The organism is Agrobacterium sp. Azo12 (assembly GCF_029193765.2).
GTDB lineage: Bacteria > Pseudomonadota > Alphaproteobacteria > Rhizobiales > Rhizobiaceae > Agrobacterium.
Genome location: NZ_JARFYO020000002.1, coordinates 133,035 through 148,877, shown reverse-complemented (window position 1 = coordinate 148,877; position 15,843 = coordinate 133,035). Strand labels below are relative to the sequence as shown.

Genomic DNA, 15,843 nt, shown 5'->3' with positions numbered 1-15,843 from the left:
CCTCCCTCAGGAAATGGTCGGAACATCGAGCCAGCGGCGTTCCTTCCAGGATTTTAGCCCTAGTTCTGCCAGCTGTACGCCCTTGACGCCTTCGATCAGGCCGTATGGCCAAGGATCATTGTCAACCAGATGTCGAACGAACATTTCCCATTGGGCCTTGAAACCGTTGTCATACACGGTGTTGTCAGGTACTTCCTGCCATGTCTTGTAAAAATCGATTGTCTGCGGCTGGTCCGGGTTCCAGACCGGTTTCGGAGTGTTGGTGCGATGCTGTGTCCAGCATTTCGTCAGGCCGGCCACGGCGGAGCCATGGGTGCCATCCACCTGAAAGGTCACGAGATCGTCGCGACGAACGCGAACTGCCCATGACGAATTGATATGAGCGATAACGCCCCCTTCCAGTTCAAATGTTGCATAGGCTGCGTCATCGGCGTCAGCAACGTAAGGACGACCTTGTTCATCGAAACGCTGGGGGATGTGGGTTGCACCAAGGCAGCTTACCGCTTTGACTTCACCAAACAGATTGTCGAGCACGTAGCGCCAATGGCACAGCATATCGAGAATAATGCCGCCGCCATCCTTCAGGCGATAATTCCAAGACGGACGTTGCGCGGGCTGCCAGTCACCTTCAAACACCCAATAGCCGAACTCGCCACGAACCGAGAGGATTTTGCCGAAGAAGCCGCTGTCACGCAGCATTGCCAATTTGCGTAGGCCCGGCAGGAACAGCTTGTCTTGTACAACGCCATGTTTGATGCCCGAGCTTTCAGCAAGGCGCGCAACTGCAATCGCTTCTTCCATGTTGTCGGAAATCGGTTTTTCGCAATAGACATTCTTGCCCGCCTTGATGGCCTTCGTTAGCAGGCTGCCGCGCATCTGGGTCGTGCCCGCGTCAAAAAACAGCGTGTCGTCCGGGTTGGCCAATGCGGCGTCGATATCCGTCGTCCAGCGCGCAATGTTATGCTTCTTGGCAATAGCCTCGATTTTTTCGCCATTTCTCCCGACGAGAATCGGATCAAGCATAACCCGTTCGCCACTTTTCAGTGTGACGCCGCCCTGATCACGAATGGCAAGAACAGAACGCACAAGGTGCTGGTTGTAACCCATGCGGCCAGTAATGCCATGCATGATGACGCCAATACGTTTCATGATATTTCCTCCCATGACCACCTTCTCCCAAAGGCGGTGTCTCCTAAGACAATGGCCGTTTGTAACCATTTGGTTATTTGTGAATTTGAAAGACCTGTTCTGTCAAGATGTTTTTCAAAATGTGGAGGCGCCATTTTCCTGTGCAGCGATGCGGCATGGGTGATGCATGAAAAGACGGGTACGCAGCGGCGCGCGCGCCTTCAAGGCATCAGATGTATCTGCATAGATGGTGGCTTCAGGGTCTTATGCTGGCCAGCACGGTATCGACAATATGCTGTCCCCATCGATCGAGTTCTGCCGGTGCGGCAAGGTCCCGCTGGAAAATTGTGGAAAGCGTGTAGCGGTTCGACAGGTAAAAAAAGCCGAGTGACGCGATGGTCAGATAAACGTCGACTGGATCAAGGCCTGCTCGGAATTCACCGCTTTCAGCGCCGCGCTTCAGCACGTTTTCCAGTTCCGAGATAAAGTTGGAATGCATCTCGGTAATTGTTGTGGATTGCCTGAGATAGCGGGCCTGATTGAGGTTCTCAGTTGCCAGAATGCTGAGAAATTCCGGGTGATCCAGAAAGTAATGCCAGGTAAAAAGCGCGAGTTCTTTTAAGCCTGCAGACGGGGCCTTGTGGGTCAGGTCCAGTCTGTGTTCTGCGTGGCGAATGTGGTGATAGGCGTCTTCAAGGACCGCAAGATAGAGCGCATCCTTGTCACCAAAATAGTGATAAATCATGCGTTTGTTGGTGCCGGCCCTGCGCGCCACAACATCAATCCGTGCTCCGGCCAGCCCCTTCGCTGCGACCTCGCGACGGGCTGCCTCTAGAATGGCCGCACGTGTCCGTTCCGGATTGCGCTGTTGCGTAGACGCGCGTTTGCGAACAGGCTTCACGCTCTCGTTTGTGTCCGGATCAATATTGTTATTCGTATTTGTTTTATCCATCACGACACCCGCTTGACAATGCGTTCGATCAGTGTTCCCATGTAACCAATTAGTTATAAAACAGCAATAGCTGTTCTCGAGCATCATCAATTGGCATTCAATATGGGAGGAGTTGCCAATGTCCATGACGCTTCACAGGCGCACTGTGCTTTCGGGAGGCCTTGCGGCCTTAACTCTCGCAACTCTTGGCGGTGGTTCTGCCAATGCGCAGGCTGCGCGCCTTCGCATGTTATGGTGGGGTTCGCAGGAGCGAGCTGACCGTACCAACAAGGCCATTGAGGCTTATAAGGCGGTAAAGCCCGACCTTGCGATTGCGGGAGAATTCGCAGGCTGGAGTGATTACTGGCCACGCCTTGCGACACAGGTTGCCGGGCGCAATGCTCCAGACCTGATTCAGATGGATTACCGTTATATCTTTGAATATGCGCGCCGCGGCGCGCTGGCGCCACTTGATGATTATATTGGCAAGGCGCTGAAAATTGATGATTTCGGCAAGATGAACATCGATTCCGGCCGAGTGGATGGCAAGCTTTACGGTGTCAATCTCGGTGTGAATTCCAGCGTTATGTTCTTTGATGCCGCAGCCTGGGAGAAAGCCAAGGCAACGCCACCATCAGCTGGCCAGACATGGGAAGAGTTTGCAGAAAATGCGACGATCTTCGGCAAGAACAAACCAAAGCCCGGTTATTTTGCAACGGCTGACTCCAGTGGTCTTGAGCCCAGTTATGAAAACTGGCTGCGCCAGAACGGCAAGTCACTCTTCACGCCGGAAGGCGGTCTGGGATACGATGCCAGCGATGCTGCCAAGTGGTTTACGATGTGGGCCAAGATGCGTGAAGCTGGCGCCTGTGTGCCCGCAGATATCCAGGCTCTTGATCAGCTGAACATCGAAACGAACCCGTTGACCACGGGCAAGTCGGCGACGGCTTTTGCCCACTCCAACCAGTTTGTCGGTTACCAGGCGCTCAACAAGGCCAAGCTGTCGTTGACCTCCTATCCAAAGGTTTCCAAGGATTCGCCATCCGGTCACTATCTCAAGCCGTCCATGCTGATGAGCGTTGCCAATGGCAGTGCGGGTGCTGAGGCGGCGGTTGAATTTATCAACTTCCTCGTATCGGAGCCGGAAGGCGTTGATATCCTGGGTGTGGAACGCGGCGTGCCAGCATCGGAAGCCATGCGTAGCCAGTTGGGTCCAAAGCTGAACGACGTCAGTCAGGCAATGGTGAAATATATCGCCGACATTACCCCTGATGTCGGTGACTTGCCGCCTGCACCACCACCTGGCGCCGGTGAACTGGCGTTCGTACTGACCCGCACCAGCCAGGAAGTATCGTTTGGGAAAATGACACCGGAGCAGGGCGGTGAGCGCCTTGTCACAGAAGCTGAAGCTGTTCTGAAGCGGAAGTAATCGCAAATGACCATGCAGTCTGACATTCTTGCGAGGGAGGGCCGTGAAACGGCTCTCCCAAAACGGGGCGGTTTGCGTCGTGTTTTTGATCGCAACTTCCACGCCTATATGTTTCTGCTGCCATGGCTGATCGGCTTTTTCGGCCTGACGCTGGGCCCTGCATTGGCCTCGCTCTACCTGTCATTCACCAATTACGATTTGCTGCAATCGCCCGACTGGGTGGGGGCATCCAACTATGTGCGCATTGCAACGGCCGATCCGAAATTTGCCGCAGCGATGAAGGTGACCTTTACGTATGTTCTGCTGTCAGTGCCGCTGAAGCTGGCTTTCGCCCTGCTGGTTGCGATGGCGTTCAATCGCGGCATCAAGGGGCTGACGCTCTATCGTGCTATCTTCTACCTGCCGTCGCTTCTCGGTTCCAGCGTGGCAATAGCCGTGTTGTGGCGTCAGCTGTTTGCCTCCGACGGTCTCGTTAACATGGTTCTGTGGCAACTGTTCGGTTACGAGGGACCAAGCTGGGTCTCCAACCCGGATTATTCGCTCTACACGCTGGTTATCCTGTCTGTTTGGCAGTTCGGCTCGCCGATGATCATCTTCCTGGCCGGCCTTCGCCAGATCCCGCAGGATATGTATGAAGCCGCCGAAATGGACGGTGCCAGCAAAACACGTCAATTTTTCCGCATTACGTTGCCGTTGCTGACGCCAGTGATTTTCTTCAATGCGGTGATCCAGACAATCGACGCCTTCAAGGCATTTACGCCAGCCTTCATCATCTCCGAGGGTACCGGCGGACCGATCAATTCGACATTGTTCTACACATTGTATCTCTATCAGGAAGCCTTTGGGTTCTTCCGTATGGGATACGCCTCCGCTTTGGCATGGATCCTGGTTGTCATCATTTCTTTGTTCACAGCCTTCTCCTTCCTCAGCGCACGTTACTGGGTGCATTACGATGACTGACGCTGTTACCGCTCCACGTCCGGGAACCGAAGTTCAACGTTCGCCGCTTCGCTCCACCTTGTTGCATGCGGCCCTGATCATCAGTTCGATCGGCATGCTTTATCCCATCTTGTGGATGATCTCCGGCTCGTTCCGACCGCAGGAGGAATTGTTCGGTTCCTCATCGCTTATTCCATCTGCACTTGATCTCGGCGGTTATATCCGTGGCTGGACAGGTTTGCAGGTCAGTTTCGGCCAGTTCTTCTGGAACTCGTTTTTCATCGCCGTGCTGGCAACCATAGGCAATGTGGTCGGATGTTCGCTGGCGGCCTTCGCCTTTGCGAGACTGCGGTTTGGTGGGCGCAATTTCTGGTTTGCCTTGATGCTGGGCACATTGATGCTACCCTATCACGTGGTGCTCATCCCGCAGTACATCATGTTTTTGGAGCTTGGCTGGGTCAATACATCACTGCCGTTGATTGTGCCAAAATATCTGGCGACCGATGCCTTCTTCATCTTTCTAATGGTGCAGTTCTTCCGGGGTATTCCAAGAGAATTGGACGAGGCTGCGGTGATGGATGGATGCAGCCCCTTCCGTATCTACTGGAAGATCATGCTGCCCTTGTCTTTGCCGGTCCTAGCCACTGCCGCGATCTTTTCTTTCATCTGGACCTGGGACGATTTCTTCGGGCCGCTGATTTATCTGAACGATATCAATACCTACACGGTGCAGCTTGGTCTGCGCTCCTTCATCGACTCCACCGGTAGCTCCGACTGGACAGCCTTGTTCGCCATGTCCAACCTGTCGCTGATACCTGTTTTCCTCTTCTTCCTGTTTTTCCAGCGCCTTCTGATCGAAGGCATCGCAACAACCGGCATGAAACGCTGAAACGCCAAGGCATACCCATGAAACCTGTTCGATTTGCAGCCATAGGCATCAACCACGACCACATTACCGGGCAAACCCGCTGCCTGCTGGATGCGGGCGCTGAGTTTGTCGGTTTCCATGCAGTGGAAGACGACTTGTCCCAGGCCTACAGCGCGAAATTCCCCGGCGCACAGCGATTTGATGAAAAGCGCCGCCTTATTGAAGACGAAACCATCGACCTGATTATCAGCGCTGCCATCCCCGATGAGCGTGCCGGCATCGCCATCGAGGCCATGAAGGCGGGCAAGGATGTGATGGTTGATAAACCTGGAATGACCACGCTTGAACAACTTGCCGAGGTAAAACGCGTTCAGGAAGAAACTGGCCGTATTTTCTCTATTCTCTACTCAGAGCATTTCGAAAATCGGGCGACCGTCAAAGCGGGTGAATTGATTGCTGACGGTGCAATTGGCAAAGTGGTGTCGACGGCCGGTTTTGGGCCACATCGTTTGCGCGCACCGACCCGACCCGAGTGGTTTTTCAAACGCGAGCGATATGGCGGTATTCTGGTTGATATAGCGTCACACCAGTGCGAACAGTTCCTGTTTTTCACCGGGTCAGATGCGGCCGACATCCTGTCTGCAACGGTTTCAAACCGTGCCAATTCGCAGTTTCCCGGCTTGCAGGATAGCGGTGACATCCATCTTTCGACTGCTGATGCCGATGGCTTTATCCGAGTAGACTGGTTCACACCCGAAGGGTTGCCGAGCTGGGGTGATGGTCGTCTGTTTATCACTGGAACGGAAGGCGCAATCGAACTGCGCAAAAATATTGACGTTGCTGGTCGTAAAGGTGGCAATCACCTGTTCCTCAGCGACAAAAAGGGTGTTCAATACATCGATTGCTCCCATGTGCAGCTTCCCTATGGAGCGCAACTGCTTGCCGATATCCGCAACCGTACAGAAACAGCGATGCCGCAGGCCCGTTGTTACGCGGCGATGGAAATTGCCCTGAAGGCCCAGAAGCTGGCGGAGGATAAAATCCATGGCTAAGCGTTATAAGGTCGGCATTATCGGCTGCGGTATCGGCAAGTCGCATATGGAAGAGGGATATTTTCCGCATGCCGACAAATATGAGGTTGCTGTGTTGTGTGATCTCGATGAGGTCAGGCTGAATGCGGTCGCTGACGAGTTCGGTGTCAAAAAGCGGACACGCCTGTCGGATGAGGTGATGGCTATGGCAGATATCGACATCATCGATATCTGCACGCCGCCCGCCACGCATACTAAGCTCATCCTGCAGGCGCTTGCCGCAGGAAAACATGTCGTTTGCGAAAAGCCTTTGACAGGATCATTGGCGGAAGTGGATGAAGTAAGGCGTGCCGAACAGACCGCAAAAGGCCTTCTCATGCCGATTTTCCAGTATCGATATGGTGAAGGTGTCGCGCAGGCACGTCACATCATTGAAAACGGTTTGGCAGGTAAACCTTATGCTGGTACCGCCGAAACCTTCTGGAAGCGTACTGCCGATTATTACGACAATCCATGGCGTGGACGCTGGGCAACCGAGCTTGGCGGCGTGCTGATGACCCACGCAATCCATCTGCATGACATGCTGACATATCTCATGGGGCCGGTTGAGCGAGTTTTTGCGCGCACGGCAACGCGGGTAAATGCCATTGAGGTTGAGGATTGTGTTTCAGCCAGCCTTCTGATGCAAAATGGTGCGCTTGTTTCCGCCACCTGCACGTTGGGGTCTCAGGAAGAGATAAGCCGTCTTCGGCTCGCATTTGAAAATGTCACCTTCGAAAGTGTGCATTCTGCCTATTCGCCCGGGGATGGGCCCTGGCAGATCATTCCTGCAAATGAAGAGATCGGTTTGAAAATCGCTGAGCTTGTCAAAGAAATGCCGCCGATCGGTCGACGGTTCAACGGCCAGATGGCAGCCTTTTATGAGACGCTTGAAAAAGGAGAACGCCCACCGGTGACGAGTGATGACGCGCACCGCTCCTTGGAGCTTTTGACGGCGATTTATCATTCAAACGATACCAACAGCGATGTTGCCCTGCCGATTACGCAGGCCCATCCGAAGTACAAGAGCTGGCGGCCTTAACAGGCTGGATCTAGGCTGCCGGACGGGAGGAAACGATATGGCAAGCAGCATTAAACTGGAAAAAATCGTCAAACGTTATGGTTCGCTGCCAGTCATCCACGGCATCGACCTGCAAATTGAGCCGGGTGAGTTTACGGTTTTTGTCGGTCCTTCCGGCTGTGGCAAGTCAACGCTGCTGCGCATGATTGCCGGGCTGGAAGAAATCTCCGGCGGCGAATTGCGCATTGATGGTGAGCGGGTGAATGAGACGGCTGCGTCCAAGCGTGGCATAGCCATGGTGTTCCAGTCCTATGCGCTCTACCCGCATATGAGTGTTTACAAGAACCTGGCTTTTGGTCTGGAAACGGCCGGTTACAAGAAGCCGGAAATCGAAGCACGCGTCAAAAAGGCAGCTGATATTCTGCAGATTGGTCCGCTGTTGCAGCGCAAGCCAAAAGCACTCTCCGGTGGCCAGCGTCAGCGTGTTGCGATTGGGCGTGCAATTGTGCGCGAACCCAAGATATTTCTGTTCGATGAACCTCTGTCCAACCTTGATGCCGAACTGCGCGTGCAGATGCGCGTTGAAATTGCCAAACTGCACCAGACACTTGGCAGTACGATGATTTATGTGACGCATGACCAGGTGGAAGCCATGACCATGGCGGACAAGATTGTTGTGCTTCGGGACGGACATATCATGCAGGTCGGCAAGCCGCTCGACCTCTATAACCATCCAGCAAATCAGTTCGTTGCAGGCTTCATTGGCTCGCCCAAGATGAATTTTCTCAGTGCGAAGCTGGCGGCCGACGATGGTTCAAAGCGAACTTTGGAGGTTGCAGGCCAGAAAATACAGCTTGAAAAACCATTGGCGGCGCAAGACGGCGAGCCGCTGACGTTTGGTTTGCGGCCCGAACATGTTGAACCGCAGGCACAGTCCGCCACCCTTGGTCAGGGCGCTATTCAGCTTGTCGAGCATTTGGGTGGTTCAACCGTTGTCTACACAAATACAGTGGATGGCCAGTCTGCGACGGTGCTGCTGGACGGCCAAAAGCACATCAGGATTGGTGAAACCATTCCGCTGGCGTTTGAGCTTGCAAATACACACATCTTTGGCGCTGATGGACGCAGGCTATGAGGACGCTTCGTCGCCCGTCTATTTTACAATTTTGAACGGGATGCCGGACACCAGTGTTTTCACATAGCGTTTTTTTTGGAAAAGCCCATTCAGGGAAACGCGAGGTAGAAGTCCCATGGTGTCAAGACTGGCGTTCGACAGAACACCCGGTTGCGTGGTGACGGCGACCGGGATGCCAGCACTTAGAACGGCATCCGCTTCGCGTTCTCCCGTTGCCGACTTGTAGCCGTAGGGATAGGAGAACGAGCGCGGCTTGACGCCTGTAAAGCCGTGCAATGTCGAAATTGACTGGCGGATTTCACTTTCCAATCGTGCTTGGTCGACACGTTTCAAATTAACATGTGTCATGGTATGCGCACCCATATGCGCAAATGCATCGTCGCTTACCAGTTGGCGCAACTCATCCGTTGTCATGATGAGATTATCGACAATGCTGAGCGGATCGACGCCATACTGACGCGCTGCCGCGTCAATGCGCGCAACGGCGACATCCTCATCATTTGAGTGCACGAAGGCGGCCAGACGGTCAAACGCATCGTATTTTTGCGTTAGGCTTGCTGCTATTATGGTTTCAGTGCCTTGGCCAAAATCAAAGTCAAATTTGTCCTGTTGGCGGACCAGCGCCTCCGCGGTTTCCCACCACATGGAACGCGTGCGTTGTGTGAGGCCCGGGGATATGAATATCGTGTAGGGAACTTTGTATTTGCGGAAGATAGGCGCCGCAAACTGCGCATTGTTGCGATAGCCATCATCCAACGTGAATGCCACAAATGACCTGACATCTGTCGGGTCGCTCAGCAGGGCTGGCAGATCATGCAAATGTACCGGCGTGAGGTTTAATTCCAGCGCGGCGTTGATCGCCTCCTCCAGGAATTGCGGGGTGACCGAGAGAATAGCGTTCGGGCCAAAGGCGGGTGGTGCATCCGGGCGAACATGATGCAGGGTGAAAATGAGGCCCCGCCCGCCGGCTTTGGGAAACAAGGCCCGAATACCGGGGATGGCAGAGACTTCGAGACCGGCCCTGATAATCTCATATTTCAGGATGCGCTTTGCGGATTTCAAAGAGAACATGGGATCGGTCCGGTTGTCTCGCGATTTTACTTCTTTGACAGGTTGAGCACTCTGTGTGTCAATACACGCCATGCGGTTAACGGCAGGTCAAGCAGGCCTGGCAGGGGATCTTTCCAGGCAAACGCCGCCACGGCGCGCACTTTGGCGAAGGAGCGGATGAATGTTTCGATATCCAGATTACCGCGTTTGATGAGTGTCATGGCCGCGGCAAGGTCACGAACAGCGTAAATCCATGCTGTTCCGGGCTTTGCGGTGGCGGATACTGGTGTCTGATGTCCTTGGGCGATGTTCCACATCATTGGGCCGAAATCGACGCCGGCTGCGGCTGAAAGTGCGAGCCAGGCCCAGGGTCTTGGATTGACGTCGAGAATATTGAGGGTGCCGTTGAGAGCGTGGCGTTTGAATTCAATCTCGACCAGACCACTAAATGTCAGGGATGAGAGCAGCTTGTGCGATGCTTCGATTAGTGAAGGTTCGTTGACCACCTCGACATAGGTGCTGGTAAAGCCGAAATCGACGGGATATTGCCGGGTGCGGCGCGCCGTGAATTCAGCCACCGTTTTTCCATCATGCCACAAGCCGACATAGGAAAACTGGCTTTCACCACCGCCAGGGATAAGTTCCTGCACAACAACATTGTGCGCACCAATTTCACCGGCAGCATCGGTGAAACTGTCAATAAATGTCGTCTTGTCATCGGCCCTGATGACTTTTGCCTTGACGATGCGGCTGTTTCCACCGCCCATATTGGGTTTCAAGATCACTGGAAATGCGGGCGCCAGCAAGTGCGCTTCTTCGTTGGATGCCAGTTCGTAGGTGCGTGGATATTGCAGCCCCAGTTCCCCTGCACGCTTGTAGAGAAGAGGTTTGTCGCACAGCCATTGCAGCTCTTGCCATTGCGGCAACATGATGCGGTATTCCGCTTGCAGGATCTGTTTCTCTTGCGAGACCAGTAAAACCTCTGCGTCGCCGGCCGGCACCAAAAGACTACCTTGCAATGCGTGTTTACGAGCAAAATCCACAAGGAAGCCGGTTGCGTCCGCATGGTCCGCGCCTGGCCATTTGATCTGCTTTTGCACGAAGCGCGACCAGCCGGTGAGGGGGGAATCATTACTGATATAATAAACCTTTATGCCTGAGCGCCCGAGGCTTCTTGCCAATGCCAGGGCTCCGTGCGCTCCGCCAAGGATAACGACACCTGTCGATTGCGGTGAAATGGCTGTGCGTGGCAAGATTTTGGTCCTGAAAGGGCGCCGAACAAGGACGGCAAGGCGGGGCTGGTACGTTGGAACGATACGCCAAAATGGCAAGCAAACCCTTAATTCCTGTGGGACACTCACCAATGCCGTCTGAATAGTTTCAACGGCTTCAAATCGCTTATGCTCGAATATCTGAAACAATATGTGGAAACGTTACCACAATTTTGTTGACGCTCGCTCTTGAACCCGATAGCAAAATATGGAAACGTTACCATATTGGGAGGAACCACCATGAAAGCAGCACGCCTCAATCGTCTTTTCGGCACGTCCGGAAACTGCTTTGACGTGGCAATTGACCACGGCATGTTCAATGAGCGCACATTCCTTGCGGGCATTGAAAACATGAAAACCGCCATTCAGGTGATTGCTGAAGCAAAACCGGATGCCATTCAGCTTCCGCCGGGCACGGCACCCCTTCTTCAGGCTATTCCAGGCAAGGATCGTCCGGCTCTGGTGCTGCGCACTGACATCGCCAATATCTATGGCAATCCGCTGCCATCCGTTCTGTTTTCAGAAGTGATTGACCGGGCTGTCGAACAGGGCGTTGTGCTGGATGCGGCCTGCGTCGTTGTCAATCTGCTGATGTTGCCGAACCAGCCTGAGGTTTACCGGGCCTGCGTGCGAAATGTGAACATTCTTAAGCGCGAATGCGAAATCTACGGCATGCCGCTAATGGTTGAGCCTCTGGTCATGCAGGACAATTCCAAGGGCGCTTATATGGTTGACGGCGCGATTGATAAAATCCTGCCATTGGTACGCCAGGCTGCTGAATTGGGCGCTGATATCATCAAGGCCGATCCATGCGACAACGTTGAAGAATATCACCGCGTTATCGAGATTGCGCAGGGGCTTCCCGTGCTGGTGCGTGGCGGTGGCCGCGTCAGTGATCAGGAAATCCTGTCACGCACCAAGGTGCTGATGGAGCAGGGCGCTCGCGGCATTGTCTATGGTCGTAACGTAATCCAGCACAACAATCCCAAGGGCATGACACAGGCGCTGATGGCTATCGTTCACGACGGTGTAACTGCAGAGGAAGCGGCACGCCATCTCGGCTAACCGTGCGGTAACAAAGGGAGGAATGTTATGACGAAGATTTTCCGCTTCGGCGTTATCGGCTGCGGTCTGATGGGTCGCGAATTTGCAAGTGCGGCCGCGCGTTGGCTGCACTTGGTGGATGCGCAAGCCCGACCTGAAATTGTTGCGGTGTGCGATACGAACACCGCCTTGATGGACTGGTTCAGCGACAACGTACCAACCGTGCGACAGCGCACAACGGACTATAATGAACTGCTGGCTAATCCCGATGTGGATGCCATTTATTGCGCCGTTCCGCATGTCCTGCATGCGGAATTCTACACGGATATCCTGCGGGCAGGCAAACATCTGCTCGGCGAAAAACCATTTGGCATGGATCAGTTACAAAACAGCGAGATCATGAAGGTTTTGGGTGAAAAACCTGAGCTCGTGGTGCGTTGCTCGTCTGAAATGCCGTTTTTTCCTGGTGCGCAGAAAGTCATTGAACTGGCGCGTGGTGGCGAGATGGGTGAGATTCTGGAAGTCGAAGCCGGCTTCCTGCATTCTTCCGACATTGATCGGCAAAAGCCGATCAACTGGAAGCGTATGGAACACATCAACGGCGCCTACGGTTGCATGGGTGATCTTGGCATGCACGTGCTGCATGTGCCGCTGCGTCTCGGCTGGCGCCCTTCCACCCTTCACGCACAATTGGTGAAGAAGGTAACGGAACGCCCAGACGGCAAGGGTGGCATTGCACCTTGCACCACTTGGGACAACGCGACTATCAGCGCTCGTGTCACGACGCAGGATCAGGACTTTCCCATGGTGCTGAAAACCTGGCGTATTGCGCCCGGTGAATCCAACACCTGGTATATCCGCATTCTCGGTATGAAAAAGAGCGCCTATTTCAGCACCAAGTCTCCACGCCAGTGGCAGTGGATGGACTATAATGGCGCCAGCCAGGCCTGGAGCACCGAAGATCTCGGATATGGTTCGCTTTTCCCTGCGATAACAGGCAAGATTTTCGAGTTTGGTTTTGCCGACGCCATCCAGCAAATGTGGGCCGCATTCGTTGACGAATTGGCGGGTGGTAATGGGAGAGGTTTCCATTGCGCGACACCGCAAGAAGCCGCTGCACATCATGCCGTGTTGACGGCGGCCTTGCAGTCTGGCCGCGAAAATCGCGTTGTTTCCGTCAATTATGCTGAGGGGGCGTCCTGATGAAGCGCTCCGAAATCAATACGGCCCTCAAATTTGCCGTCGAGATGCTGGATAACTGGAAATGGTCGCTTCCCGTGTGGGGCGACTGGACCGGTGAAACACTTGCAGCCCGACCCGAAGATGCTGCTTATCTGCGTGCTCACCAACTGGGCTGGGATGTGACAGACTTTGGCAGCGGCAAGTTTGCGGAGTGTGGTCTTGTGCTTTTTTGCCTTCGCAACGGCATCGTTGGGCAGGCAGATGAACGCACCTACGCTGAAAAACTGCTGTTCGTTGCCGAAGGGCAAATGACGCCCGCCCATCTTCACAAAGCCAAGATGGAAGACATCATCAATCGCGGCGGCGGTACACTGGTGATCGAGTTCTGTGCTGCGAATGAAGATGGTACGTCGAGCAGTGAGGATGTTGTTGTGCTTGTTGACGGCCTGCCACAGCTGTTGGCGCAGTGGGAAGAGCTTGAGCTGTCTCCCGGACAGAGTGTGACGATCCACCCCGGCCTTTACCACCGCTTCTACGGCAAGGCAGGCGACGGACCGGTGTTGGTCGGTGAGGTCAGCCAGGTCAATGACGACCGCAACGATAACTTCTTCCTTGAGCCGATTGGACGCTTTGCGGACATTGAGGAAGATGAGCCACCCTTCCGGCCGCTCTGGAACGAAGGGGGCGGCTGATGTCTTTGGGGGAGGAGACAAAAGGCGGACATTCTGGAGGTATCGTCTGCGCCGGAAATTTCATCGTGGACCGCGTCCATGCGCTGTCCTATTGGCCGGAGCAGGGTAATCTCACGCACATATTGCATCAGGACATCGGCGTTGGTGGCGGAGCCGCCAATGTTGTCACTGACTTGGCTTCTCTCGGTTTTCCAGGCAGGCTGTCTGCAGCCGGTTGCCTTGGCGATGATGCTGATGGCCTGTTTGTCCGCGAATGTCTTGCGCAACACGGCATCGATGTTTCCGGCATGGTGTCGTCAGGTGAAGCTGCCACAGCCCATACCCATGTGATGACGGTTCCCGGGCAAAGCCGGACCTTCTTCTACCATGGCGGCGCCAATGATGACATGACGCAGGCGTCGATCAACATGGCATCCTATGCCCAACAGGGGTATCGCCTTTTTTATCTGGGCTATCTCATGTTGCTGCCGGGGTTGGACAAGCTTGATGGTCATGGCCGCTCCGGTGCCAGTCATCTGCTGGAAGCTGCGCAAAAAGCGGGATTGCTAACCTGCGTGGATTTCGTTTCCAGCGAGGACCCTGCCTTCCAGCGTCAGGTTGGCGTCGCTTTGCCCTATTGCGATTACGTCATCATAAACGAGATTGAAGCCGGGCGGGCAACGGGAATTGCCGTTCGTGACAGTCAAGGCAAGTTGCTCGTTGATGCCGTTCACAAGGCAGGCAATAGTTTGCTGGCAGGTGGCGTGCGGCGTGGCGCAATCATCCATGCACCAGAACTTTCTTTATGGCTTGAGCGTGGATGTGAGGCGATCACAACCTACTCGCTTCCGGTCGCAGTAGAAGATATCGTTAGCCCGGTCGGTGCCGGAGATGCTTTCTGCGCCGCTGTTCTTTACGGCCTGCATGAGGGCTGGCCCTCTGCCAGAATTGCCGCTGTCGCGCATCGTGCGGCGGCCCACTGTCTCGGTGGTGCAACCGCCACCGATGGAATTCCGCATATGTCCGTTCTCGTTGAGGAAACAAAGGAGACGAGACCGGCATTCGGCTAAATCCCGGTTTTTCGCAGAAGGAGTATGCGAAGGCCGGTACCATCAACACAAGGGAGGAGAATAGCATGAAGGCATATCTTAAAGCCGCAGCATTGGGTTTGATTACATCTGTCAGCATGGCGCCAATGCTGGCACAGGCTGCCGACAAACCGGTGGTGGCAAGCATCGTGTTCCAGGGCGACCAGTTCATGAAATCCTTGCAGGCCGGCATGCGCAGTGCGGCCGAAAAGGCCGGTGCGGAAATTCTTGAAATCAATATCGATGGCGATCAGGCCAAGGAAACGCAGGCGATCGATACCTATATCGCCCGCAAGGTGAATGCGATCGTCATTGCCCCGGTGTCTGCCAAGAACTCGGCCGCAGCTCTGAAGCGCGCCCGTGATGCAGGTATTGTGGTGGTTGCCGTAAATGGCGGCCTGACCGATGCCGGTATTGCACAGGCAACATTCTCGACCTCAAACAAGGATCTTGGCATTTCCACCGGCAAGGCGGCAGGCAAGTTCATCACTGAAACTCTGGGCGGTAAGGCAAAGGTTGCCATTTTGGGCTTCAAGTCGCTGTTGCCCGAACAAAGTGGTGAGCGCACAGGGGGCTTCAAGGAAGCTGCAGCTGAAGGCAATACCGTTGATGTCGTGACCGAACAGGACGCATGGCTTCCGGAAAAGGCAGTGTCTGTCGCCACCGACATTCTCACCGCCAATCCTGACGTCAATGTGGTCTACGCGGCCAATGAAGGTGGTACGATTGGTGCCATGCAGGCAGTGCGCAATGCTGGAAAGGCTGGTTCCGTTTATGTCTTCGGTATCGACGGTTCCGAACAGCTTGCCAAAGGCTTGATGGCCAATGACAATGTTTTGCAGGCCGTAACGGCGCAGTCTCCATTCGACATGGGCGCACAGGGTGTCGATTCCGCTCTTTCCATTCTTAAGGGCGACAAGGTGGCTGAACAGACGACCGTTCCGGCTTTGCTGCTGTCACGCGCTGATCCTGACGGCGTGAAGGCCTTTGCCGAAAGCCTCAAGAAGTAAGGAAAC

General features: G+C 54.5%; 15 protein-coding genes. 11 read left to right on the top strand and 4 right to left on the bottom strand.

Going from position 1 to position 15,843, the window contains the following annotated elements; translation table 11 throughout:
* Window positions 1-6 precede the first annotated feature (6 nt).
* Window positions 7-1,149, bottom strand: a complete 1,143-nt coding sequence (locus tag PYL13_RS17180) for a Gfo/Idh/MocA family protein (protein WP_275642463.1) — start codon at window positions 1,147-1,149, stop codon at window positions 7-9.
* 235 nt (window positions 1,150-1,384) lie between these two features.
* The gene (locus PYL13_RS17175; RefSeq protein WP_192489456.1) at window positions 1,385-2,080 is read right to left on the bottom strand and encodes a TetR/AcrR family transcriptional regulator; all 696 of its coding nucleotides are present in this window, start codon (window positions 2,078-2,080) and stop codon (window positions 1,385-1,387) included.
* 118 nt (window positions 2,081-2,198) lie between these two features.
* Here PYL13_RS17175 and PYL13_RS17170 point away from each other — a divergent pair, with 118 nt between their 5' ends.
* From PYL13_RS17170 to PYL13_RS17145, 6 genes are all read left to right on the top strand, one after another.
* The gene (locus tag PYL13_RS17170) at window positions 2,199-3,488 is read left to right on the top strand and encodes an ABC transporter substrate-binding protein (RefSeq protein WP_250985137.1); all 1,290 of its coding nucleotides are present in this window, start codon (window positions 2,199-2,201) and stop codon (window positions 3,486-3,488) included.
* 108 nt (window positions 3,489-3,596) lie between these two features.
* Window positions 3,597-4,448, top strand: a complete 852-nt coding sequence (locus tag PYL13_RS17165; RefSeq protein ID WP_246787955.1) for a carbohydrate ABC transporter permease — start codon at window positions 3,597-3,599, stop codon at window positions 4,446-4,448.
* A complete protein-coding gene (locus PYL13_RS17160) occupies window positions 4,441-5,316 on the top strand; it encodes a carbohydrate ABC transporter permease (protein ID WP_275642462.1) in 876 nt (291 codons plus the stop codon). Before PYL13_RS17165 ends, PYL13_RS17160 begins: the two co-directional genes overlap by 8 nt.
* Window positions 5,317-5,333: 17 nt before the next feature.
* Window positions 5,334-6,347 carry a Gfo/Idh/MocA family protein gene (locus PYL13_RS17155; RefSeq protein ID WP_275642461.1) on the top strand — a complete coding sequence of 338 codons (1,014 nt, stop codon included), beginning with the start codon at window positions 5,334-5,336 and terminating at the stop codon, window positions 6,345-6,347.
* Entirely contained in the window at window positions 6,340-7,407 is a 1,068-nt protein-coding gene (locus PYL13_RS17150) for a Gfo/Idh/MocA family protein (RefSeq protein WP_275642460.1), read from the top strand. The genes PYL13_RS17155 and PYL13_RS17150 overlap by 8 nt, the downstream gene beginning before the upstream one ends.
* A gap of 37 nt (window positions 7,408-7,444) precedes the next feature.
* The gene (locus tag PYL13_RS17145) at window positions 7,445-8,521 is read left to right on the top strand and encodes an ABC transporter ATP-binding protein (RefSeq protein WP_275642459.1); all 1,077 of its coding nucleotides are present in this window, start codon (window positions 7,445-7,447) and stop codon (window positions 8,519-8,521) included.
* 18 nt (window positions 8,522-8,539) lie between these two features.
* On the opposite strand, the gene PYL13_RS17140 is transcribed toward PYL13_RS17145, so the two are convergent.
* Window positions 8,540-9,592: a polysaccharide deacetylase family protein gene (locus PYL13_RS17140; protein WP_275642458.1), complete on the bottom strand. Its 1,053-nt coding sequence runs from the start codon at window positions 9,590-9,592 to the stop codon at window positions 8,540-8,542.
* Window positions 9,593-9,618: 26 nt separating this feature from the next.
* Window positions 9,619-10,824, bottom strand: coding sequence for a carboxylate--amine ligase (locus PYL13_RS17135; protein ID WP_275642457.1), 1,206 nt, complete (start codon window positions 10,822-10,824; stop codon window positions 9,619-9,621).
* Between the two features lie 258 nt (window positions 10,825-11,082).
* Between PYL13_RS17135 and PYL13_RS17130 the strand changes: the two genes are divergently transcribed.
* The 5 genes from PYL13_RS17130 (at window position 11,083) to PYL13_RS17110 (ending at window position 15,837) form a co-directional block, all read left to right on the top strand.
* Complete coding sequence (locus tag PYL13_RS17130; RefSeq protein WP_275642456.1) at window positions 11,083-11,907, top strand: class I fructose-bisphosphate aldolase; 825 nt, start codon at window positions 11,083-11,085, stop codon at window positions 11,905-11,907.
* Between the two features lie 27 nt (window positions 11,908-11,934).
* Window positions 11,935-13,089, top strand: coding sequence for a Gfo/Idh/MocA family protein (locus PYL13_RS17125; RefSeq protein ID WP_250985145.1), 1,155 nt, complete (start codon window positions 11,935-11,937; stop codon window positions 13,087-13,089).
* A complete protein-coding gene (locus tag PYL13_RS17120) occupies window positions 13,089-13,760 on the top strand; it encodes a D-lyxose/D-mannose family sugar isomerase (protein ID WP_250985146.1) in 672 nt (223 codons plus the stop codon). The genes PYL13_RS17125 and PYL13_RS17120 overlap by 1 nt, the downstream gene beginning before the upstream one ends.
* Window positions 13,760-14,809: a carbohydrate kinase family protein gene (locus PYL13_RS17115; protein WP_275642455.1), complete on the top strand. Its 1,050-nt coding sequence runs from the start codon at window positions 13,760-13,762 to the stop codon at window positions 14,807-14,809. The genes PYL13_RS17120 and PYL13_RS17115 overlap by 1 nt, the downstream gene beginning before the upstream one ends.
* Window positions 14,810-14,874: 65 nt before the next feature.
* Window positions 14,875-15,837, top strand: coding sequence for a substrate-binding domain-containing protein (locus PYL13_RS17110; RefSeq protein WP_192489306.1), 963 nt, complete (start codon window positions 14,875-14,877; stop codon window positions 15,835-15,837).
* The last annotated feature ends 6 nt before the right edge of the window (window positions 15,838-15,843 follow it).